The organism is Pseudomonas sp. SG20052, from assembly GCF_031766055.1.
Taxonomy (GTDB): domain Bacteria; phylum Pseudomonadota; class Gammaproteobacteria; order Pseudomonadales; family Pseudomonadaceae; genus Aquipseudomonas; species Aquipseudomonas mandelii.
Map to the genome: position 1 here is coordinate 5,618,869 of NZ_CP134498.1, position 21,195 is coordinate 5,640,063.

21 protein-coding genes and 1 pseudogene are annotated in these 21,195 nt (G+C 58.1%); 5 read left to right on the plus strand and 17 right to left on the minus strand.

Annotated elements, in window-relative coordinates; translation table 11 throughout:
• Positions 1-92 precede the first annotated feature (92 nt).
• Together RHP74_RS25790 and RHP74_RS25795 are read left to right on the plus strand one after the other, a co-directional pair.
• Positions 93-686, plus strand: a complete 594-nt coding sequence (locus RHP74_RS25790) for a phosphoheptose isomerase (protein ID WP_008025961.1) — start codon at positions 93-95, stop codon at positions 684-686.
• A complete protein-coding gene (locus tag RHP74_RS25795) occupies positions 683-1,261 on the plus strand; it encodes a BON domain-containing protein (RefSeq protein WP_010458144.1) in 579 nt (192 codons plus the stop codon). The genes RHP74_RS25790 and RHP74_RS25795 overlap by 4 nt, the downstream gene beginning before the upstream one ends.
• Before the next feature lie 64 nt (positions 1,262-1,325).
• Here RHP74_RS25795 and RHP74_RS25800 read toward each other — a convergent pair.
• The 8 genes and pseudogenes from RHP74_RS25800 to rplM form a co-directional block, all read right to left on the minus strand.
• A pseudogene (locus tag RHP74_RS25800) lies at positions 1,326-2,579 on the minus strand (IS3 family transposase).
• A 95-nt stretch (positions 2,580-2,674) separates the two neighbouring features.
• On the minus strand, positions 2,675-3,088 hold the full coding sequence (locus tag RHP74_RS25805) for a ClpXP protease specificity-enhancing factor (RefSeq protein ID WP_010458147.1): 414 nt from the start codon (positions 3,086-3,088) through the stop codon (positions 2,675-2,677).
• Between the two features lie 16 nt (positions 3,089-3,104).
• Positions 3,105-3,722, minus strand: a complete 618-nt coding sequence (locus RHP74_RS25810; protein ID WP_311096624.1) for a glutathione S-transferase N-terminal domain-containing protein — start codon at positions 3,720-3,722, stop codon at positions 3,105-3,107.
• A gap of 150 nt (positions 3,723-3,872) precedes the next feature.
• Complete coding sequence (locus RHP74_RS25815) at positions 3,873-4,655, minus strand: cytochrome c1 (RefSeq protein ID WP_010458152.1); 783 nt, start codon at positions 4,653-4,655, stop codon at positions 3,873-3,875.
• Positions 4,655-5,866 (minus strand): cytochrome bc complex cytochrome b subunit, encoded by a 1,212-nt coding sequence (locus RHP74_RS25820; RefSeq protein ID WP_083375773.1) that lies wholly within the window; start codon positions 5,864-5,866, stop codon positions 4,655-4,657. Before RHP74_RS25820 ends, RHP74_RS25815 begins: the two co-directional genes overlap by 1 nt.
• On the minus strand, positions 5,866-6,459 hold the full coding sequence (gene petA / locus RHP74_RS25825; RefSeq protein ID WP_007905300.1) for a ubiquinol-cytochrome c reductase iron-sulfur subunit: 594 nt from the start codon (positions 6,457-6,459) through the stop codon (positions 5,866-5,868). Before petA ends, RHP74_RS25820 begins: the two co-directional genes overlap by 1 nt.
• 267 nt (positions 6,460-6,726) lie before the next feature.
• On the minus strand, positions 6,727-7,119 hold the full coding sequence (rpsI, locus tag RHP74_RS25830) for a 30S ribosomal protein S9 (protein WP_002555064.1): 393 nt from the start codon (positions 7,117-7,119) through the stop codon (positions 6,727-6,729).
• A 14-nt stretch (positions 7,120-7,133) separates the two neighbouring features.
• Entirely contained in the window at positions 7,134-7,562 is a 429-nt protein-coding gene (gene rplM, locus RHP74_RS25835; RefSeq protein ID WP_007905295.1) for a 50S ribosomal protein L13, read from the minus strand.
• Between the two features lie 245 nt (positions 7,563-7,807).
• On the opposite strand from rplM, the gene RHP74_RS25840 reads away from it, so the two are divergent.
• Positions 7,808-8,848 (plus strand): NADP(H)-dependent aldo-keto reductase, encoded by a 1,041-nt coding sequence (locus tag RHP74_RS25840; protein WP_311096627.1) that lies wholly within the window; start codon positions 7,808-7,810, stop codon positions 8,846-8,848.
• Between the two features lie 103 nt (positions 8,849-8,951).
• Here RHP74_RS25840 and RHP74_RS25845 read toward each other — a convergent pair whose 3' ends face one another.
• Positions 8,952-10,088 carry an acyl-CoA dehydrogenase family protein gene (locus RHP74_RS25845; RefSeq protein WP_010458159.1) on the minus strand — a complete coding sequence of 379 codons (1,137 nt, stop codon included), beginning with the start codon at positions 10,086-10,088 and terminating at the stop codon, positions 8,952-8,954.
• Positions 10,089-10,333: 245 nt separating this feature from the next.
• On the opposite strand from RHP74_RS25845, the gene RHP74_RS25850 reads away from it, so the two are divergent.
• A complete protein-coding gene (locus tag RHP74_RS25850; RefSeq protein WP_169857917.1) occupies positions 10,334-11,230 on the plus strand; it encodes a GlxA family transcriptional regulator in 897 nt (298 codons plus the stop codon).
• Positions 11,231-11,407: 177 nt separating this feature from the next.
• Here the strand turns inward: RHP74_RS25850 and zapE are convergent, their stop codons facing one another.
• The 3 genes from zapE to RHP74_RS25865 form a co-directional block, all read right to left on the minus strand.
• Positions 11,408-12,502, minus strand: a complete 1,095-nt coding sequence (gene zapE / locus RHP74_RS25855; RefSeq protein WP_010458163.1) for a cell division protein ZapE — start codon at positions 12,500-12,502, stop codon at positions 11,408-11,410.
• 91 nt (positions 12,503-12,593) lie between these two features.
• Entirely contained in the window at positions 12,594-13,949 is a 1,356-nt protein-coding gene (locus tag RHP74_RS25860; RefSeq protein WP_077748996.1) for a tryptophan--tRNA ligase, read from the minus strand.
• Positions 13,950-13,973: 24 nt separating this feature from the next.
• Complete coding sequence (locus RHP74_RS25865; protein WP_311096628.1) at positions 13,974-14,603, minus strand: alpha/beta fold hydrolase; 630 nt, start codon at positions 14,601-14,603, stop codon at positions 13,974-13,976.
• 144 nt (positions 14,604-14,747) lie between these two features.
• On the opposite strand from RHP74_RS25865, the gene RHP74_RS25870 reads away from it, so the two are divergent.
• On the plus strand, positions 14,748-15,182 hold the full coding sequence (locus RHP74_RS25870) for a YhcB family protein (RefSeq protein WP_010458168.1): 435 nt from the start codon (positions 14,748-14,750) through the stop codon (positions 15,180-15,182).
• Between the two features lie 172 nt (positions 15,183-15,354).
• On the opposite strand, the gene RHP74_RS25875 is transcribed toward RHP74_RS25870, so the two are convergent.
• From RHP74_RS25875 to doeB, 5 genes are all read right to left on the minus strand, one after another.
• Entirely contained in the window at positions 15,355-16,740 is a 1,386-nt protein-coding gene (locus RHP74_RS25875; protein WP_311096629.1) for an aspartate aminotransferase family protein, read from the minus strand.
• Between the two features lie 11 nt (positions 16,741-16,751).
• The gene (locus RHP74_RS25880) at positions 16,752-18,224 is read right to left on the minus strand and encodes an NAD-dependent succinate-semialdehyde dehydrogenase (RefSeq protein WP_010458172.1); all 1,473 of its coding nucleotides are present in this window, start codon (positions 18,222-18,224) and stop codon (positions 16,752-16,754) included.
• Positions 18,225-18,424: 200 nt separating this feature from the next.
• Positions 18,425-19,372, minus strand: a complete 948-nt coding sequence (locus RHP74_RS25885; protein WP_042932411.1) for an IS110 family transposase — start codon at positions 19,370-19,372, stop codon at positions 18,425-18,427.
• Positions 19,373-19,645: 273 nt separating this feature from the next.
• The gene (locus RHP74_RS25890; RefSeq protein WP_083375771.1) at positions 19,646-20,125 is read right to left on the minus strand and encodes an Lrp/AsnC family transcriptional regulator; all 480 of its coding nucleotides are present in this window, start codon (positions 20,123-20,125) and stop codon (positions 19,646-19,648) included.
• A 68-nt stretch (positions 20,126-20,193) separates the two neighbouring features.
• On the minus strand, positions 20,194-21,195 hold the full coding sequence (gene doeB, locus RHP74_RS25895) for a N(2)-acetyl-L-2,4-diaminobutanoate deacetylase DoeB (RefSeq protein WP_311096630.1): 1,002 nt from the start codon (positions 21,193-21,195) through the stop codon (positions 20,194-20,196).

The window sequence follows — 21,195 nt, forward strand, 5'->3', positions numbered from 1 at the left end:
CGAAGCGGACACCTTTACCCAACACTTTTGCTCTTTGCTTTGCGGGCTGCACATTCATGTGCCGAGTAGCCGCGCTAATTAAGGTCACACAGATGGACATGCAATCCCGAATTCGCCAGCTTTTTCAGGCCAGTATCGACACCAAGCAAATGGCGATGGACGTACTTGCACCGCACATCGAGCAAGCCAGCCAGGTAATGGTCAACGCCCTGCTCAATGAGGGCAAAATGCTTTCCTGCGGCAACGGCGGCTCCGCCGGTGATGCCCAGCACTTTTCGTCCGAGCTGCTCAACCGCTTCGAGCGCGAACGTCCGAGCCTGCCCGCCATTGCGCTGACCACCGACAGCTCGACGATCACCTCGATCGCCAATGACTACAGCTACAACGAAATTTTCTCCAAACAGATCCGCGCGCTGGGCCAACCGGGTGACGTATTGCTGGCGATTTCCACCAGCGGTAACTCGGCGAACATTATTCAAGCGATCCAGGCCGCACATGATCGCGAAATGATTGTCGTAGCATTGACTGGTCGCGATGGCGGCGGCATGGCGTCGTTGCTATTACCCGAGGACGTCGAGATTCGCGTACCGGCCAACGTCACCGCACGTATTCAGGAAGTCCACCTGCTGGCGATCCATTGCCTTTGCGATTTGATCGACAGCCAACTGTTCGGGAGTGAAGAATGACCCCTAATCGCCTAGGCCTTCTGGCCTTGACCCTGTGCCTCGGCATCAGCGGCTGCACTTCGGTGGTTAAAGCCAGCCGTGAAGCCCCCATTGAAGATGACCGCGGTACGCGCACCTTCGGCAGCAAGATCGATGACTCCCTGATCGACACCAAGGTCGGCGTGAACGTCGCCAAGGCCGATCCTGCCCTGGACAACGATTCGCACATCGTCGTCACCAGCTTCAACGGCGTTGTGCTGCTCGCCGGGCAAACACCGACTGCCGAGCTCAAGGCCAAGGCCGAACAGGCTGCCGCCGCGGTCCAGCGCGTGAAGAAGGTGCATAACGAACTGCAGGTCCTGCCGCCCTCCGGTTTCCTTGCCCGTCAGAACGACACCTGGCTGACCTCCAAGATCAAAACCCAGATGCTCACCGACCCGAACATCCCGGGTTCGCGCATCAAGGTCGTCACCGAGAACGGCATCGTTTATCTGCTGGGCCTGCTGACCAAGCAGGAAGCGGCGCAGGCTACCAATCTGGTGCAAAGCGTTTCTGGCGTGCAGAAGATTGTGAAGTTGTTTGAGTACATTGACTGATATGGCTTATCGGCGATGGTGCTCTTAAAGACGCCTTCGCCGGCAAGCCTGGCGCCTACATTGTCTAGTCCTGAAATAGGTTTACACCTGTTTCACCCTAACGCCCGATGCACCGCATCGGGCGTTTTGTATTTCAAAGACAGGTGCGGTCGCTCGCCGTTGTAGATCGATACCGACTCACTCACCATCTTCTTCGCTTGCGTCAAATCCTGCGGCCGCTGAAGCATAAGCTCTGTCTTCAGTATCCCGTTGACCCTCTCTGCCAAGGCATTTTGGTAGCAGTCATAGCCATCCGTCATTGAACATCGAATGCCGTATTTCGCGTGCAACGCTTGGTACATCCCCGAGCAATATTGGATACCTCTATCTGAGTGGTGCACCAACGGCTGCTCTGTCCGACGGTGCTTTACCGCCCAGCTCAGCGCGTGTGCTACCGACTCGGCATGAAGGCTTTCATGGACGTGATAGCCCACGATCTTTCGCGAAAAAGCATCCGTCACAAGGCTCAGATAAGCCACACCTTCCTGAGTTGGCAAATAGGTTATGTCAGCCACCCAGACTTGTTCCGGGCCGCAGGGAACAACCTGATCAGGACCTGGTTTGAGCAGGTTCGGGTGGCGGTGAAAGCGATGATGACTATTGGTCGTCTTGTGATAAGCCCGCTTGCGAGCCACCAATAAACGCCGTTCACGCAGAATCGAAAACAGCCGATCTCGCCCCACTTGCAGCTCAAGTTGAGGCTGGCATTGCAGCAAGTAATACAGCTTTCGGGTGCCCAGCCGCGGCTGCCGCAGGCGCTTTTGTTGAACGAAATCGGCAACTTTCTGATCCAGAACCAGACGAGCTGCATCGGCGCGATTGCGTTTGTAGTAAGCCTGGCGGCTTATCCCCATGAACTGGCAAGCCCTGCTGATGCTCAGGTTTTGGATTCGTTTTTGCGCGAGGACTTGCCGGGACGCTTTTTTACGACAGAGAGACCGTAGTCATTTTTCAAGACATCCACGACCGCCTCGAAAAACTGCGCTTTCTGATTGGACAGCGCCAACTGTTCTTCAAGCTCTTTGATGCGTTGTTCTGGCGTTAATGGTCGGTTTTTGTCGGGCATAGACCCCATCCTCGGCGAGCCAATGTATGTGCCTGGGCTCCAATCCTGCCGACCGTGCTTGCGTAACCACGTCAGAACGGTCGTTTTGCCTTGAATCCCGTAGCGCTCCTGAGCCTCTTTATAGCTCAGCTCGCCTTTTTCGACCTGATCGACTACCGACAATTTAAAGGTCAGCGTGTAGTCTCGCTGACTACGCCTTTTTGCTGATTCCATTACGTCCTCCTGAAAAACAGATCAGAAGGTGTAAACCTTATTCAGGACGGGACACATGAAATAAAAAAGGGTGATCCTCGCGGATCACCCTTTTTTTATTTCACCACTTTCAAACTGGGTCGACCGCTGGGACGCGGTGGTTCGCTGTCGGGCGGCGGAATGTCATCATCCGGCTCGATATCTTCCACGTCTTCCATAGGCGATTCCAGATCGAACACCATGCCCTGACCATTCTCCCGGGCGTAAATACCCAGGATCGATGCGATAGGCACGTACAGAGTGTGCGGCACGCCACCGAAGCGCCCTTCGAAGCTGACCGCTTCGTTGTCCATGTGCAGATGACGCACGGCAGCCGGCGATACGTTCAGGACAATCTGTCCGTCACTGGCAAAACCCTGAGGCACCTGCACCGATGGATACTCGGAATTGACCAGCATGTGCGGGGTGCAATCGTTGTCCACAATCCACTCATAGAGCGCGCGGACCAGATAAGGTCGACTGGAGTTCATAGCGGCTCCTTAAGCCTTAGCGCATATCGCGTTCGACACCAGACAGACTCGCCTGGAAAGCCTCACGCGCAAACGAGCGCTCCATGTAATCAAGCAGCGGCTTGGCAGGCCGCGGCAGTTCAATACCCAAAATTGGCAAACGCCAGAGTATTGGCAATAGGCAGCAATCCACCAGACTTTGTTCCTCGCTGAGGAAAAACGGCTTGTCGGCAAACAACGGCGACACGCCAGTCAGGCTTTCACGCAACTCTTTACGAGCCAAGACGCGGGCGGCTTCCTTGGTCCGCGAATCCAGGATCAGATCCACCAGACCACACCAGTCACGCTGAATACGATGGATCAGCAGACGGCTGTTGGCACGCGCCACAGGATAAACCGGCAGCAAGGGCGGGTGCGGGTAACGCTCATCCAGATATTCCATCACCACGGTCGACTCCCACAACGCCAGGTCACGATCGACCAGGGTGGGCAGACTTCCGTAAGGGTTCACTTCAATCAGTTTAGGCGGCTGGCGACCAGCTTCCACGTAAATGATCTCTGCGCTGACACCCTTCTCTGCAAGTACGATGCGCACTCGGTGGGAATAGTGGTCGGCGGGGTCGGAGTAACAGGCCAACCGATTGGTCACGCCCATGGCGGTCCTCCTCGCTTGTTGAAATTATCGGAAGCGGAAAAACGCACGCGCCCAGAGGACGCCTCCCGTAACGTCTGGCTTGCCAGACTCGTTACACCTTCAGAGACGCCCCTGGGCGCGTGCGATTAACAGCAATTGCTTACAGCTTTATCAATGGACGTCTTTCCAGTATTCACGCTTGAGCAAGTAAGCGAATACGAAGAAGAACGCCAGGTACAGCAACACATAGGTACCGATGCGCTGATGCTCCAGCTTAACCGGGTTAGCCGAGTAAGCCAGGAAGGTTACCAGATTCTTGACCTTCTCATCGAACTGCTGTTCGGTCAGAGCACCGCTCTTCGGCACGATGGTCAGCTGATCGCACGCTTCATGTGTCAGCGCGTTACCGGTCAGCGGATCATATTGCTTCTTGCCGTCTTCGACGATCGGAACCTGCTTGCAACCGACAACCTGACGACCTTGCAGGCCAACCAGGACGTTAGGCATGCCCACGTTCGGGAAAACCTTGTTGTTCACACCCCAAGGACGCGACGGATCTTCGTAGAAGGACTTCAGGTAACCATAAAGCCAGTCCGTACCACGAACACGCGCTACCAGAGTCAGGTCAGGCGGTGCGGCGCCAAACCAGGTCTTGGCGTCAGCCGGCTGCATGCCGATGCTCATGTGGTCGCCGATCTTGGCGCCGGTGAACACCAGCTTCGAGAGCATCAGGTCATGCGGGATGCCCAGGTCATCGGCAACACGCTCGTAACGCTGGAACTTGGCGCTGTGGCAACCCATGCAGTAGTTGGCGAACGTACGCGCGCCGTCCTGCATGGCCGCTTTGTCAGAAACGTCGATATCGACCTTTTCCAGTTCAGGAGCACCGGCCGTCGACGCGAAGGACAACACAGGCATGGCAGCAAGAATCAGTACAGCAAATAGCTTTTTCATCAGCCAGTCACCCTTTCCGGAACCGGTTTGGTCTTCTCGAGCCTGGTGTAGAAAGGCATCAGAATGAAGTAGGCGAAGTACAGGAAGGTACATACCTGCGACAGCAGCGTACGCCCCGGCGTCGGAGCCAGAACACCCAGAATGCCGAGGATCACGAACGAGACGCAGAACACCACCAGCCAGATTTTGCTCAGCCAGCCTTTGTAGCGCATCGACTTGACGGGGCTGCGATCCAGCCACGGCAGGACGAACAGCACAGCGATGGCCGCGCCCATGGCGATAACGCCCAGGAGCTTGTCCGGAACCGCCCGCAGAATCGCGTAGAACGGTGTGAAGTACCAGACCGGAGCGATGTGCTCAGGGGTCTTGAAGGCGTTCGCCACTTCAAAGTTCGGCTTCTCGAGGAAGTAACCGCCCATTTCCGGGAAGAAGAACACGATCGAGCAGAAGATGAACAGGAACACCACCACGCCGACGATATCTTTCACGGTGTAATACGGGTGGAAGGCAATGCCGTCCAGCGGTACGCCGTTTTCGTCTTTGTGTTTCTTGATGTCGACGCCGTCCGGGTTGTTCGAACCGACTTCGTGCAGCGCCAGGACGTGCAGCACCACCAGACCGAGAATCACGATCGGCAGGGCCACGACGTGCAGGGCGAAGAAGCGGTTCAGGGTAATACCGGAAATCAGGTAGTCACCACGGATCCACTGGGTCAGGTCGTTGCCGATGACCGGGATCGCACCGAACAGCGAGATGATCACCTGGGCGCCCCAGTAGGACATCTGGCCCCACGGCAGCAGGTAACCCATGAAGGCCTCAGCCATCAGCGCCAGGTAAATCAGCATGCCGAAGACCCACACCAGCTCACGCGGCTTCTGGTACGAACCGTAGAGCAAGCCACGGAACATGTGCAGATAAACCACGATAAAGAACATCGAAGCGCCGACGGCGTGCAACATACGCAGGATCGAGCCGTACTCGACGTCGCGCATGATGTATTCAACGGAAGCAAACGCTTCTTCCGCCGATGGCGTGTAGCTCATGGTCAGCCAGACACCGGTAACGATCTGGTTGACCAGAACGAGCAGCGCCAGGGAGCCAAAGAAATAGAAGAAGTTGAAGTTCTTCGGGGCGTAGTACTTGCTGAGGTGGTCTTCCCACATTTTGGTCGCGGGAAAGCGTGCATCAACCCAATCCATGAACTTGCTCATCACGCTTTCTCCGTATCGACGCCAATGACAATGATGTCATCGGTCTCATAGGAATGCGGGGGAACTGGCAGGTTCAAAGGCGCAGGTTGCGACTTGTAGACGCGGCCAGCCAGATCGTAGTGGGAACCGTGGCAAGGGCAGAAATAACCACCTACCCAGTCCTTGCCCAGATCCGCAGGTGCCACTTCTGGACGGAAGGTCGGCGAGCAACCCAGGTGCGTGCAGATACCGATCAGCAGCAGAACTTCTGGCTTGATCGAACGCGTTTCCGGGTCGACATAGGTCGGTTGTGTCGAGTTCTTGGAGGTCGGGTCAGACAGCTGGCCCTCGATCTTTTTCAGATTCCCCAGGATTTCCTCGGTACGGCGGACAATGAACACCGGCTGACCGCGCCACTCAGCAATCATCTGCTGACCTGGTTCGATTTTGCTGACATTCACTTTCACCGGTGCACCTGCGGCTTTCGCCTTGGCACTGGGAAACCATGACCCCACGAACGGGACCGCAGCCCCCACCGCTCCTGCAGCACCCACCACGGATGTGGCTGCTACCAAGAAGCGACGCCGGCCTGCATTCACGCCGTCATTGCTCATTCAGTCCTCTCCCATCAGCTTTGTGGCCTGTTAAATCAGGCGTCTACTAAGTAAAAATCTGAACTTATAAAAATTTTGCCGAATGGTAATGAAAAGCCCCAATTCTGACAAGGTAATTACCGAGGGGCTTCACTGCCAAGCCTTGCAGTATAGGGCTTCTACGGCTGTGGCAAGTTGTCACAGCGCAATTCTTTGATAAATCGCGCCCATAAAAAAACGCCCAGCTTCGCGAGGAAACTGGGCGTTCTTTTTGAACGCGAAAGCGAATTAACGCTTCGAGTACTGCGGACGCTTACGCGCTTTACGCAGACCAACTTTCTTACGTTCAACTTCACGAGCATCGCGAGTAACGAAGCCAGCTTTGCGCAGAGCGCCACGCAGGGTTTCGTCGTACTGCATCAGAGCGCGAGTGATACCGTGGCGGATTGCGCCAGCTTGACCACTTACACCGCCACCGATAACGGTGACGTAGATGTCGAACTTTTCAACTGTCTCGGTCAATTCCAGCGGCTGACGAACTACCATGCGGGCAGTTTCGCGACCGAAGAAATTATCCAGGGAGCGGTTGTTGATCGAGATGTTACCAGTACCCGGACGCAGGAAAACGCGTGCGGTTGCGGTCTTGCGACGGCCAGTGCCGTAATTTTGAGTCGCCGACATAATGAACTATTCCGTTAAAACTTCAGTTCTTGGGGCTGCTGAGCAGTATGAGGGTGTACAGCGCCCGCATAGACTTTCAGCTTACGATACATGTCGCGACCCAGCGGGTTCTTAGGCAGCATGCCTTTGACCGCGGTCTCGATCACGCGCTCAGGGGCTTTGGCGATCAGCTTTTCAAAGTTGATCGACTTGATGCCGCCCGGGAAACCGGAGTGGGAGTAGTAGATCTTGTCGGTGGTTTTAGCACCGGTTACACGAATCTGCTCGGCATTGATAACGACGATGTAATCGCCGGTGTCAACGTGAGGAGTGTACTCAGCTTTATGCTTGCCACGCAGACGGCTCGCGATTTCGGTGGCCAGACGACCCAGGGTCTGACCTGCAGCGTCGACGACAAACCAGTCGCGCTGTACTGTTTCCGGTTTAGCAGTAAAAGTTTTCATTCTTTATAGCCTCAGGGGCCGCCCTGTAAATTAGACGGCGGATCTTACTGAATAGTGCGTACTTTGACAAGTCAAAGGCAGCCGGATACAGACGCTTTCGGGGGCTCGGGTCGGCGCGTCCGTTCAACGGCAAGATTCTTCGGCGGCGGCGCATCACTTCCACTGCAGAAAGAGGTGCGCAATTATGCAGATTGCGAAAAATAATTCAACCTGCTTTTATGATTGTTTTGCCCAAGGAGCACCCGATGGACTATCGCCAGCTAGGCCGAACCAATCTGAACGTGAGTGCCATCTGCCTCGGAACCATGACCTGGGGCGAGCAAAACACTGAAGCTGAAGCCTTCGCCCAGATCGAACGGGCCAAGAACGCCGGGATCAATTTCATCGACACTGCCGAAATGTACCCGGTGCCGCCGAAGGCCGAAACCTACGCCACTACCGAACGCTGCATCGGCAATTACTTCAAAAGTCGCGGCGATCGCTCCGACTGGATCCTCGCCAGCAAAATCGCCGGCCCCGGCAACACCATCGATTACATCCGCGATAAAAACCTGCGACACAACCGCCAGCACATCACTGAAGCCGTGGACGCCAGCCTCAAGCGCCTGCAAACCGACTACATCGACCTCTATCAGCTGCACTGGCCGGAACGCAGCACCAACTTCTTCGGCCAGCTCGGTTACAAACACCAGACCGAAGCCAACCTCACGCCGCTGGAGGACACCCTCGAAGCGCTGGACGAGCAGGTCAAGGCCGGCAAGATCCGCCACATCGGCCTGTCCAACGAAACGCCATGGGGCACCATGCGCTTCCTCGCCCTGGCCGAAGCCCGTGGCTGGCCGCGCGCGGTGTCTATCCAGAACCCGTACAACCTGCTCAACCGCAGCTTCGAGGTCGGCCTGGCGGAAATCGCCATCCGCGAACAGTGCGGCCTGCTCGCCTATTCGCCGCTGGCGTTCGGTTTCCTGTCGGGCAAGTACGAAGGTGGCGCACGTCCACCAAAAGGCCGCCTGAGCCTCTACAGCCGCTTCAGCCGGTATTTCAACCCGCAATCGGAAGCAGCGTGCAGCCGTTATGTCGCACTGGCCCGGGAACACGGCCTGGACCCGGCGCAAATGGCGTTGGCGTTTGTCAATCAGCAGCCGTTTGTGACCAGCAACATCATCGGCGCCACAACCCTGGAGCAACTGGAGAGCAACATCGCCAGTTTCGAGCTGAAACTTTCCGATGAAGTGCTGGCGGGGATTGAGGCGATTCACAAGGATCACCCGAACCCGGCGCCTTGATCGACTCATAGTCCCCATCGCGAAAAGCTCACTCCCACAGGTTTTGCACAATCCCTGCAGGAGTGAGCCTGATCGCGATGAGGGCCTGACAGTCACCGCAAAATCAAAGCGACCGCGCAATAATCTCCTTCATGATTTCATTGGTCCCCGCATAAATCCGTTGCACCCGCGCATCGGCCCACGCTCGGGCGATCGGATATTCCCACATGAATCCGTAACCGCCATGCAACTGCACGCATTCGTCGAGCACCTTGCATTGCAGGTCAGTCCCCCAATACTTGGCCATCGCGGCGGTCGGCACATCCAGCTTGCCTTGCAGGTGCAGCTCCAGGCAGCGATCAACGAAGACCCGGCCGATCTGGATTTCAGTCGCCATCTCCGCCAGCTTGAAGCGCGTGTTCTGGAAATCGGCAATCGCCTTGCCGAACGCCTTGCGTTCACGGGTGTAATCGAGCGTCCATTTCAACGCAGCTTCGGCCGACGCCAACCCGCCAATGGCGACGGTGAGGCGCTCCTGAGGCAACTCCTGCATCAGGTAAGCGAAGCCCATGCCCGCCTGCCCCAACAGATTCTCCTTGGGGACCCGCACGTCCTGGAAGAACAACTCCGACGTGTCCTGAGCCTTCATGCCGACCTTTTCCAGGCGCTTGCCCTTGTCGAAGCCCGGGGTGTTGGCCTCGACCAGAAACAGACTGGTGCCCTTCGCGCCGGCCTTCGGATCGGTCTTGGCCACGACAATCACCAGATCAGCCAAAAAGCCGTTGGTGATGAAGGTTTTCGATCCGTTGATCACGTACTCGTCGCCATCCAGCACGGCGGTGGTTTTCACCCCTTGCAAGTCGGAACCGGCGCCCGGTTCGGTCATGGCAATCGCGGTAACCATTTCGCCGGACACCAGTTTCGGCAGGTATTTGTGCTTCAGCGCTTCACTGCCGTAATGCAGGATGTACGGCGCCACAATGTCCGAATGCAGAGAAAAACCGATGCCAGTCAGGCCGAGACGACCGACCTCTTCGATCACCACCGTGCTGTAGAGAAAGTCTGCCCCCAGCCCACCGTATTCCTCCGGCAGGTGCGAACAAAGCATCCCCGCCTCCCCCGCCTTGTTCCAGAGTTTACGGTCGATGTAGCCTTGTTTTTCCCATTGCCCGTGGAACGGCACGGCCTCTTTTTCGAGGAACGTTCGCACGCTGTCGCGAAACAATTCGTGCTCGGAACTGAACAAGGTTCTGGGGATCATGCGGCACCTGTCATTAATTGTTGGAAGAAGTTGACCTTCAGAGACTAAGCCCCGCATCCGATACAGGACACTGGACACATCAGACAAAAAATAAGACGATCCAGCCGTCTGGTGACCACTTTCCCCTATAAGAATAAAGTTGAATTATGTCTAACCAAGTCTCCACGCCCTTGCGGCGCGTCAGCATCCTGGCTATCGACCGGGTTTTCGCTTCCACCCTCATGCAAGCCAAGGATTTCTTTCATCTGGCCAGCCTGCGATACGGCAAACAACTGGGCCAGGGCCTGACACCGGCGTTCGAAACCCGGCTGGTCAGCCCCGACGGCAAACCGGTGAACAGCTTCAGCGATGTGATCATGCCGGTGGACGGCGGCCTGGAAAATGCCGACGTCATTATCCTCCCGGCCTTCTGGGACGATTTCGATACCCTTTGCCAACGTTATCCACAGGTCCTGCCCTGGTTGCGTCAGCAACACGCTCGCGGCGCCGTGCTTTGCGGTGAGGCCACCGGGGTGTTCTGGCTCGCCGAGGCCGGCCTGCTCAACGGCAAGGAGGCGACCACCTATTGGCGCTTCTTCAATGCCTTCGCCGAGCGTTTCCCACAGGTTTATCTCAATCAGGACAAGCACCTGACTGACGCCGACAACCTGTATTGCGCAGGCGGCACCACCTCGGCATGCGACCTCTACATCTACCTGATCGAACGCTTCTGCGGCGCCAACGTCTCCCAGGCCGTGGCCCGGGACATTCTCTACGAAGTGCAGCGCAGCTATTCGCCAGGACGCATCGGCTTCGGCGGACAGAAATTGCACCAGGACGTGATCATCCTGCAGATTCAGCACTGGCTCGAAGAACACTTCGCCGACAAATTCCGCTTCGAAGACGTCGCCCGCGAACACGGCATGAGCATCCGCAATTTCATGCGGCGCTTCCAGACCGCCACCGGCGACAAGCCTCTGCATTACCTGCAACGCCTGCGCATCGAAACCGCCAAGGGATTGCTGTCGGGCAGCCGCAAGAGCATCAAGACCATCAGCTATGAAGTCGGCTATGACGATGCGAGCTTCTTTGCGCGGCTGTTCCGCCAGCACACCGAGTTGTCGCCAAATCAGTATCGGCAGCAGTTTCAGCAAGCCGCCTAAGCGTCAACCCCACCACAAAATCCACTGTGTGCGAGCCTGCTCGCGAAAGCGGTATCACATCAAACATCTATGTGACTGACACTCCGCCTTCGCGAGCAGGCTCGCTCCCACAGGAAATCTGCGGTGAACAAAAAAGGGCCTGCATGTGCAGGCCCTTTTTTTATTTTCCGAATCGTCCTACGGCTTGTGCGCCCGGGACAGGAATTCGTGCGACTGCATTTCCAGCAGACGGCTGAGCGTGCGCTGGAACTCGAAGTTCAGACGACCGCCGGTGTAGAGGTCCTTGAGCTCGACTTCAGCCGAGATGATCAGCTTGACGTTACGGTCGTAGAACTCGTCGACCATGTTGATAAAGCGTCGGGCGATGTCGTCGGTGGTGACGCTCATCTGCTCGACACCGCTGAGCAACACGGCGTGGAAGATCTTGCCCAGCTCGATGTAATCGTTCTGGCTGCGCGGGCCGTCGCACAGTTCGCGGAAGTCGAACCAGGCCACGTCATCGCAGGTGCGCACGGCGCGAATTTCGCGGTTCTCGATCATCAGCACGTCATTCTCGATGGCGGCCGTGCATTCCGGAGTCAGGGCGCGGAAGCTTTTGCGCAGGCTTTCCTGAGCGGCTTCGTCCAGCGGGAAGTGGAACAGCTCGGCTTGCTCGAGGTGGCGCAGACGATAGTCGACGCCGCTATCGACGTTGACGATGTCGGTGTTCTGTTTGATCAGCGCGATGGCCGGCAGGAAGCGCGCACGTTGCAGGCCATCCTTGTACAGACCGTCCGGCACGATGTTCGAGGTCGCAACCAGGGTCACGCCATTCTTGAACAGCTCTTCCATCAGCGTGCCGAGGATCATCGCGTCGGTGATGTCGGACACGAAGAACTCATCGAAACAGATCACCCGGGCTTCGTCAGAGAAGCGCTTGGCGATGATGGTCAGCGGGTTCTTCTCGCCGCCGAGGGTCTTCATCTCTTCGTGCACGCGCTTCATGAAGCGGTGGAAGTGAGTGCGGACCTTTTCCTTGAACGGCAGCGCTTCGAAGAAGGTGTCGACCAGGTAAGTCTTGCCGCGACCCACGCCGCCCCAGAAATACAGGCCCTTGACCGGTGCCTGATCTTTCTTGCCAAACAGTTTGCCGAGCAGGCCCGGCTTGGTGTTCGACGCAGCGACCAGATCGTCGTACAGGCGCTGCAAATGACGCACGGCGGTTTCCTGCGCGGCGTCATGGAAGAATTCCGGGCGTTTCAGATCAGCTTGATATCGTTCTAGGGGCGTCATAATTCGTTAGCAAGGCAACAAAAACGGGCCGTCACTGTAGCGACGGCCCGTGGGAATGGCAATCGGCCCTTGGTCGGGTCGAGCCGTTGATTTATTCCTGAACCGGTGTCAGCGCAACCCGCAGGGCGTCGATGGCGACGTCGCGAGCGGCGTTGTCAGCAAAGGTCGGGCTGTCGGCTACGCACTCGCCTTCCAGCCAGACGCTGAAGCTCTGCTCTTCACTGCGCACATCCAACGGCTGGCCCGATTGCAGCTGCTTGGTCACTTGACCAGCGGTTTTGCCGTCGGCGAAGTTGCGCGACAACAGCAGTTGCTCGCCATCGGCCGCCAGCAGACGGAAACGGAAACTGCTGTCTTCTTCGCGGAAGCTGACAAAACGCGCGGCTTTCGCGGCTTTCTTCTTGGTGGTGGCAGCGACCTGGGTCTGAGCGACGAAAGAGCGCAGGCCGACCGCTTCGCGCAGTTCGTGGAGGAACGGTGTAGCCACCGAACGCGCTTTTTTCGCGCCGAGTTGCAGCATGTCTTCCAGATCCGCCGGGCGCTCGATCAACTGGTGATAACGCTCGCGGGACTCGCCCAGCTCGCTATCGAGCAGTTGGAACAGGCGATTCTTCGCCTCGCCCCAACCCAGGCCCTGCAACAGTTCGCTGCGGAATTCATCGGACTGTGCCGGCGTGGCAAACGCCTGGAACAGGGTGAACAGGTGCGAGTTGTCCGGATCCTTGGCTTCGCCCGGCGCGCGGGAGTCGGTGACGATCCGCGAGATCGCGTCCTTCATTTCCTTGGCGCTGCTGAACAACGGAATGGTGTTGTCGTAGCTCTTCGACATCTTGCGACCGTCGAGGCCTGGCAGCGTGGCGACGCTTTCTTCGATCAGCGCCTCCGGCATGGTGAAGAATTCTTTGCCCTGGCCGAACAGGTGGTTGAAGCGCTGGCCGATGTCGCGGGCCATTTCCACGTGCTGGATCTGGTCACGACCGACCGGCACCTTGTGGGCGTTGAACATCAGGATGTCCGCGGCCATCAGCACCGGATAGCTGTACAAGCCCATGGTGATGCCCGCATCCGGGTCTTCGCCGGTCTCGACATTCTTGTCCACCGAGGCCTTATAGGCATGGGCGCGGTTGAGCAGGCCCTTGGCGGCAACGCAGGTCAGCAGCCAGGTCAGCTCGGGAATTTCCGGGATGTCGGACTGGCGATAGAACGTCACACGATCCACATCCAGGCCACCGGCCAGCCAGGTCGCGGCGATTTCCAGACGCGAGCGCTGGATGCGCAGCGGGTCGTCGCATTTGATCAGGGCGTGGTAGTCAGCCAGGAAGTAGAACGAATCGGCATTGCTGTCACGGCTGGCCAGGATCGCCGGGCGGATGGCGCCGGCGTAGTTGCCCAGGTGCGGCGTGCCGGTAGTGGTGATGCCGGTGAGGATACGGGTACGAGTCGTCATGGGTAATCGCTTGTCAGACTGCAATCAATTCGAAAGGCGCGGCAGGATCAGATCCTTGAGATCGGTCAGCTTGCCATGAAAAAAGTGTCCGCATTCTGCCACTTTCAGCAGCTCATGGGGGCGTTCGAGCTTGTCGGACCATTCGTAAACAAGTTGCGGATCGATCACTTCGTCGGTTTCCGGCTGGATCAGGGTCAGTTCACCCTGCTGCGGCAGTTGATCCTGATCGCCCAGGCGCATGACAGCCGGCGCGACCATGAACAGATGCTTGAGCTGTTCGCCCCTGGCTTCCAGGCGTCCGCCGAGACTTGCTGCAACAAAACCACCAAAGGAGAAACCGAACAGGGTCAGCGGCAACTCGGGGTGTTTGGCCCGTAGCCATTCGGCAACGGCTTGGGCGTCGTCGACTTCGCCGGTGCCCATGTCGTGGGTGCCTTCGCTGGCACCGACGCCACGGTAGTTGAAGCGCAAAGTAATCAAACCGGCGTCGCGCGCGGTGCGCTGCAGGGTCGAGACGACTTTATTGAGCATGGTGCCGCCCTGCACCGGGTTCGGGTGGCAGATCAGCGCGATGCCGCGCGGCTGCTCATTATCAAGATAAAGGGCTTCCAGTTGGCCGACCGGGCCATCAATCACTACAGGGGTTTCGCGCATAAGCAAGGAAGGAACTCCGTGACCTCGAATCGGGTCGACTCGTCTAGCAAATTGTCTGTGCCAATCTATTGCGAGTGAATCGCGGTATACAGCGCAGGTTCGAGCCGTTAACGTAAAGCAAAGCCGTTTATAGAGGAAGGACTCGTGGAACACTCGCTCTTAGTTTGGTTGTTGCCGACTCTTGCCCTGGTTGTGGGTGTCGCCATTGGTTTCCTGATCGCTCGTTTGGTGCCGAATGCCGCGCCTAGCAGCACCCAACGTCAGCTGGATGACATTCAGGAACGTTTCGACAGTTATCAGAACGAGGTGGTCACCCACTTCAACAGCACTGCAAACCTGGTCAAGAAGCTGACGGCGAGCTATCAGGAAGTGCAGGATCACCTCGCCGAGGGTGCCAACCGCCTGGCCCTGGACGAGCAGACTCGTCAACGCTTGCTGGCCGCCCTGCACGCCGATTCGGCACAGGCTCCACGGGAACGCCTGACGCCACCGCGCAATCAGGAACCGCCTCGCGACTACGCCCCCAAAGCTCCGAACGCGCCGGGCATGCTCGATGAGCATTACGGCCTGAAGAAGTAATCAGGTTTCGCGCGACACAAAAAACCTCGGACGAGTGATTGTCCGAGGTTTTTTTGTTTCTGATCGAGGATTTTTGGTGCCTGTCAAGGCCTCTTTGCGGGCCTGAACAGGCGACGCAAAAAAGCCCGCCCGATCTGAGAATCGGACGGGCCCTGTTCAACCAGGCTGGGGATCAGCCAAGCACTTCGCTGGCCACCTGATCTACCGCGCTCTTGGTGATGTCGACGATCAGGTCGGCTTCTTCCTCGGTCAAAATCAACGGCGGCGCAAAGCCGAGAATGTCGCCGTGAGGCATCGCCCGGGCAATCATGCCGCGCTCGAGACAGGCCGCCGAAACTTTCGGGCCGACCTTCAAGGCGGCGTCGAACGGCGTGCGCTGCTCGCGATCGGCCATGAACTCGACGGCGGCAAGCATGCCGTCACCGCGCACTTCACCCACCAGCGGATGGCCTTCCAGGGTTTCGCGCAACCGGCGGTTCAGGTAGCTGCCTACTTTCTCGGCGTTGGCGGTGAGGTTTTCCCGCTCCAGAATTTCGAGGTTGGCCAAGGCCGCGGCGGCGCAGATCGGGTGACCGGAGTATGTCCAGCCATGGCCCATCGCACCTTGTGATTCAGAGGCTTTTTCGATTACGTCCCATACTTTTTCGCCGACGATCACTGCCGACAATGGTGCATAGGCGCTCGTCAGGCCCTTGGCGGTGGTGATCAAGTCCGGCTGCATGCCGTAACGCTGGCTGCCCATCTTCGAACCCAGCCGACCGAACGCGCACACCACTTCATCGGCGATCAGCAATACGTCGTATTTGTTGAGCACCGCTTGAATCGCCGCCCAATAACCCGCCGGAGGAACGATGATGCCGCCGGTGCCCATCAACGGCTCGCCGATGAACGCGGCCACGGTGTCCGGCCCTTCGGCGAGGATCATTTTCTCCAGTTCGTCGGCGCAATAGCGCACGAACGCCGCTTCATCCATGCCGGCCGGCGCCTTTCGGTACCAGTGCGGGCAAACGGTGTGTTTGACGCCTTCGGCCGGCAGGTCGAAGTGCTGATGAAAAGTCGGCAGGCCGGTGAGGCTGCCGGTCATGATGCCCGAGCCGTGATAACCGCGATCGCGGGAGATGATTTTCTTCTTCTGCGGGCGACCCAATACGTTGTTGTAGTAACGCACCAGTTTGATCTGGGTTTCGTTGGCGTCAGACCCGGACAGACCGTAATAGACCTTTTTCATGCCCTGCGGCGCCCAGTCCATGATGCGGCTGGACAACTCGATGATCGCCTCGGTCGAATGCCCCACATAGGTGTGGTAATACGCCAGCTCCTTGGCCTGCTTGTAGATCGCATCGGCGACTTCGGTACGGCCGTAGCCGATGTTCACGCAGTACAGGCCAGCGAAGGCGTCGATGAAGTCGCGGCCCTCGTGGTCGCGGATGCGAATGCCCGACGCACTCTTGATGATGCGTCCCTTGAGCGCGCCGCTGGCGTGGTCATGGGCGTGGGTCGAGGGGTGCATGAAGTGCGCGCGGTCTTGTTCGAACAGGGTATCGAGTTCTTGGTTCATGACATGTCTCCTTAGAACTGGCCTTGATGGTGCAGGCAAAAGTATTTGGTTTCGACAAAGGCTTCGAAGCCCTCGGTGCCGCCTTCGCGGCCCAGACCCGAGGCTTTCATGCCACCGAACGGAATTGGATGGCCGGTGAATTTGACGCCGTTGACCGCGACCATGGCGTGATCGAGTCGGCGAATCAGCGGGTAGATCAGGTCCAGGCGATTGGAACAAATGTAGGCGGCCAAACCGTATTCGGTGTCGTTGGCCATTTCGATGGCGTGCTCAAGGGTGTCAAACGGCATCACCCCCGCAATTGGCGCGAAATTCTCTTCGCGGTAGATGCGCATCTGCGGGGTGACATCCGCGAGCACCGTCGGCTGGTAGAACAATCCCCCCAAGGCGTGAGCCTCGCCGCCGACCAAGCGTTGCGCACCGAGTTGAAGGGCGTCAGCCACACGCTCGGCCGTCACCTCGAAAGCGGCCCGGTGCATCAACGGGCCGATGTCGACAGGTTGTTCTTGATCGCCCACCAGGGCCGGACCGACCCGCAGCTCGCGAACCGCAGCGGCAAAGCGCTGGAGGAATTCCGGGTAAATCGAGCGCTGCACCATGATCCGGTTGGCCGCGCAGCAATCCTGACCGGAGGTCTGGAATTTGGCTTCTACGGCGACTTTCACCGCCAGCGCCAGATCGGCATCGGCGCAGACGATGAACGGCGCATTGCCGCCCAGTTCCAGCGAGACTTTCTTCACGTCCTGCGCTGCCGCTTGCAGCACCAACTTGCCGACGCGGGTCGAGCCGGTGAAGCTGACCGAACGCACGCGGCTGTCCTGCACCAGGGTTTGCATGGTCATCTGCGGCTCGCCCAGCACCACGTTGAACACGCCCGCCGGGAAGCCCGCCTCCTCCGCCAGTTGCGCCAGCGCCAATGCTGAAAAAGGCGTTTCATGGGCCGGTTTGATCACTACGGTGCAGCCAGCGGCCAGGGCGGCGGCCGCTTTGCGGGTGATCATGGCCGACGGGAAATTCCACGGTGTCAGCAGTGCACAGACGCCGACCGGCTCCTTGAGAGTGCCCAGATGTGCACCAGGAATGTGGCTGGGAATGTTTTGCCCATAAAGACGCCGTGCTTCCTCGGCGAACCAGGGAATGAAACTCGCGGCGTAAGCGATTTCCCCACGAGACTCGGCCAGCGGCTTGCCTTGTTCCTGACTGAGGATGCGCGCCAGGTCTTCCTGATGCTCAAGGATCAACGCCGCCCAGCGCCGCAAAATCGTCCCACGCGCATCGAGGCTTTGTTCGCGCCAGCCGGCAAAGGCCCGGTGCGCGGCATCGACAGCCGCGACAATCTGCGGCTGATCGAGCATCGGCACGTGGCCAATCAATTTCAGGTCGGCAGGGTTATGCACGGCGACACTGTGACCACTGTCGCTGTGGACCCAATGCCCATCGACGTAACACAGTGCCTTGAACAGCAGCGGATGTTTGTATGTCATGGCGGTTACTCCAAACCGTGTGCGTGGAACCATGCTAGGGCAGCTCGGCTCGGGTTATTGGGTGTTTGGCGGGGCTTGGCAGGCGGTTTTTTCTGATTGAACAGCGCAAAACCGAAGATTTTGCGGTGAGCCTTAACGAACACTGTTCTTTCAGTCAGACAAGCAGTCATGTGGGAGATTCTATGGTTGAGGGGAAACCCTCAACTGACCTTTGACTGATATTCGCTCTGCCCTTTCAGCAAGGCGAATGCCACCCGCGCAAGCTTGCGAGCCAGCATCACCAGCGCCTCAGTAGTGCTGAAGCCCCGGGCTCTTTGGGCTTCGTAAAACCCTTTCCAGGCTTTCGTACGGCTAGCCGACATCGCTGCATTGTGCAGAAGCCGGCGGGCCTCGGGGTCACCGCGCTTGGTCAAACTGCGGCGACCGTCCTTCTGTCCTGATTTAGACACCCGTAAATCCATGCCCAGGAAGGCGATAAACGCATCCGCGTTTCTAAAATCCCCGCGCTGAAATGCAGTTATCAAGCGAGCCCCAGTCAAAAATCCAATGCCTTCAACTTTCAGGCAACGTTTCAGTTGACCGAGTAAACCGGCTTCTTTGAGCTGATCGTTGATCGTCTTTTCGATCAGCGTTTCAAGCTGCTGCATGGACTTCACTTGTTCTGCAAAAGCCGCTTTCAGCAGCGGCTCATTCGACCAACTCTGCACCAGGCCAACCCTAGCCTGGACCAAGGCAGCCCGGCGGCGGAAGAGGCTCAGGAGCTGGCGGTACAGCGGTGATGGAGGGGTCCAGGGGCGCAACTCCTCGGCTTCGTTCTTCAGGTAACGGGCCAGCAACTTGGCGTCCAGCGCGTCGGTTTTGGCGCGGATTTTCACGCCTTCGCGATAATGTTTGAGTTCATAGCCTCCCACCATGTAAATCGCACATCCGGCCTCATAGGCCAGATCAGCAAAGTCCAGGTGATAGATGTTGGTCGCCTCAATGGCAATAGCCACCGTCCCCGGCAACGTATTCAGCCACTGCTTGATGGATGTTTTAGTGTTGGGAATCTCTTTAAGCAAATCGTTATCAGCCTGATAAATCACCAGTTCATTCTTGGCGACATCCACGCCCACGATCGGTTTTGATAGAGAGACCGGCATTGCCATAGGATTTCCTCCGAGATAAGGTTTGAGCACTTGAAGGGCTCACCCAGAGGCGCAGGCTTGTTCCTATCGTCGGTCTAGCCAGATGCATTCTTTATCGGCGCTTGGGTGAAAGGAGGAGGGGCGAAATCTCCCACAGTCTGTACTGCGTCAACAGTCAGAATCGAGCCTTGTCCCTCCTCCTCCCTTCAAGTCCTACCATACAAGCGAGCCAGCTCGCGAAAGCGGCGTGTCAGTCAACGTGAGCAAACCCTCTCCCACACGGATCTGTCGTGTTCAGGGCTCTTGTGCCAACTCCGCCGGCAAGGCGCCAGCGGTCTTGATGGTCTTGGTCACGATGTAGGTGAAGTAACGCTCGATGCCCAGATCGTCGAGCAGCAGCTGGTCGATAAACCGCTGGTAGTGATCGATGTCCGGCGCCTGGATCATCGCCATGTAATCCACCCCGCCACCGGTGGCGTAACAGAACGCCACTTCAGCCGCCTCGCACATGCGTTGCTCGAACCGGCGCATATCCTGTGCGGTGTGTCGGGCCAGGGTGATTTCGACCAGGACCTGCTGACTTTTGAATACCGCATTCCAGTCAATCTGCGCCCGGTAGCCCTTGATCAACCCAAGCGCTTCCAGTTTGCGCACGCGCTCCCAGGCCGGGGTCACCGATAGATTGATCGCGTCGGCCAGGCTCGACTTGGTGATCCGCCCGTCTTCGGCAAGGATTCGCAGGATTTTCAGGTCGTAGCGATCAAGCTTGTGCATGGGCCGAGGAACTCCTGTGCCATTGGGACCTTGTGGGAGCTGACTTGCCCGCTCCCACAAGGATTGTGTTACGCCAATACTTCGGCGATGACTGCCACGGTGTCACCGCACTGCACCAACCCGGGGAAATGCCGCGCCGCCAGTAAACCGCTGCGGGCCGCACGATATTCCACCGGGGCAACACCGCTGCGGGTGGCGTCATAAACCCGGGCAATCACCTCGCCCTTGCTCACGTTGTCACCCAGATCGCGACACAATTCCAGCAAGCCGTCATGTTCGCTGGCAATGAAGCAATCAGCATCCGGCATGTCGAGCATGATCGACGCAGCGGTCTGGACCTCGCCTTCGAGAATCCCGGCATGCACCAGCAGATTGCGCACCCCGCGCTCGGCGATCGCCACACTGCGTGCGCTGGACGAACCACCGCCACCCAGTTCGGTGGTGACGAAAACTTTGCCCTGTCGCTCGGCGGCTGTGTCGTACATCGCCCCCGCATCCAGCTCCAGCATGCGCATGCTGTACGGAGCATTGAACGCGCGCATGCCGGCTTCGCATCGGGCTTGCTGGTGTTTATCGGGCAGCACATGACACGCGGCGAACGGCAGGAAATCCAGGGTGCGGCCGCCGGAATGAATGTCCAGCACGATATCGGCCAAAGGCAACAAGGTCCGGTTGAAGTAATCGGCGATTTTCTCGGTCACCGTGCCATCTGGCTTGCCGGGAAAACTGCGATTCAGGTTGCCCTTGTCGATGGGCGACGTGCGCCGTCCGGCGTGGAACGCCGGGGTATTCATGAACGGGACGATGATCACCCGCCCGCTCACTTCACCAGCCGTCAGGCCCTGCGCCAGTTTGCTCAGCGCAACCGGGCCTTCGTATTCGTCGCCGTGGTTACCGCCGGTCAGCAGCGCCGTCGGTCCCTGACCACGCTGAATCACCGTCAGCGGAATCATCACCGCGCCCCAGGCCGAGTCGTCCCGCGAATACGGCAGTTTGAGAAACCCGTGCTGCACGCCTTCGCGGGCGAAATCCACCGTGGCGCTGATCGGGTTATCAGGCAATTCGCTCAT

Excerpts from the sequence above, each read along its gene's own strand:
- rpsI (WP_002555064.1), bottom strand. The coding sequence starts at position 7,119 with ATGTCGGCGACTCAAAATTACGGCACTGGCCGTCGCAAGACCGCAACC.
- RHP74_RS25860 (WP_077748996.1), bottom strand. The coding sequence starts at position 13,949 with ATGACGACTCGTACCCGTATCCTCACCGGCATCACCACTACCGGCACG.
- RHP74_RS25880 (WP_010458172.1), bottom strand. The coding sequence starts at position 18,224 with ATGACATACAAACATCCGCTGCTGTTCAAGGCACTGTGTTACGTCGAT.
- doeB (WP_311096630.1), bottom strand. The coding sequence starts at position 21,195 with ATGAGCGAATTGCCTGATAACCCGATCAGCGCCACGGTGGATTTCGCC.
- RHP74_RS25840 (WP_311096627.1), top strand. The coding sequence starts at position 7,808 with ATGGACTATCGCCAGCTAGGCCGAACCAATCTGAACGTGAGTGCCATC.
- RHP74_RS25890 (WP_083375771.1), bottom strand. The coding sequence starts at position 20,125 with ATGCACAAGCTTGATCGCTACGACCTGAAAATCCTGCGAATCCTTGCC.
- RHP74_RS25885 (WP_042932411.1), bottom strand. The coding sequence starts at position 19,372 with ATGGCAATGCCGGTCTCTCTATCAAAACCGATCGTGGGCGTGGATGTC.
- RHP74_RS25805 (WP_010458147.1), bottom strand. The coding sequence starts at position 3,088 with ATGAACTCCAGTCGACCTTATCTGGTCCGCGCGCTCTATGAGTGGATT.
- RHP74_RS25815 (WP_010458152.1), bottom strand. The coding sequence starts at position 4,655 with ATGAAAAAGCTATTTGCTGTACTGATTCTTGCTGCCATGCCTGTGTTG.
- RHP74_RS25790 (WP_008025961.1), top strand. The coding sequence starts at position 93 with ATGGACATGCAATCCCGAATTCGCCAGCTTTTTCAGGCCAGTATCGAC.
- RHP74_RS25820 (WP_083375773.1), bottom strand. The coding sequence starts at position 5,866 with ATGAGCAAGTTCATGGATTGGGTTGATGCACGCTTTCCCGCGACCAAA.
- petA (WP_007905300.1), bottom strand. The coding sequence starts at position 6,459 with ATGAGCAATGACGGCGTGAATGCAGGCCGGCGTCGCTTCTTGGTAGCA.
- RHP74_RS25865 (WP_311096628.1), bottom strand. The coding sequence starts at position 14,603 with ATGCGCGAAACCCCTGTAGTGATTGATGGCCCGGTCGGCCAACTGGAA.
- RHP74_RS25875 (WP_311096629.1), bottom strand. The coding sequence starts at position 16,740 with ATGAACCAAGAACTCGATACCCTGTTCGAACAAGACCGCGCGCACTTC.
- RHP74_RS25795 (WP_010458144.1), top strand. The coding sequence starts at position 683 with ATGACCCCTAATCGCCTAGGCCTTCTGGCCTTGACCCTGTGCCTCGGC.
- zapE (WP_010458163.1), bottom strand. The coding sequence starts at position 12,502 with ATGACGCCCCTAGAACGATATCAAGCTGATCTGAAACGCCCGGAATTC.
- RHP74_RS25810 (WP_311096624.1), bottom strand. The coding sequence starts at position 3,722 with ATGGGCGTGACCAATCGGTTGGCCTGTTACTCCGACCCCGCCGACCAC.
- RHP74_RS25845 (WP_010458159.1), bottom strand. The coding sequence starts at position 10,088 with ATGATCCCCAGAACCTTGTTCAGTTCCGAGCACGAATTGTTTCGCGAC.
- rplM (WP_007905295.1), bottom strand. The coding sequence starts at position 7,562 with ATGAAAACTTTTACTGCTAAACCGGAAACAGTACAGCGCGACTGGTTT.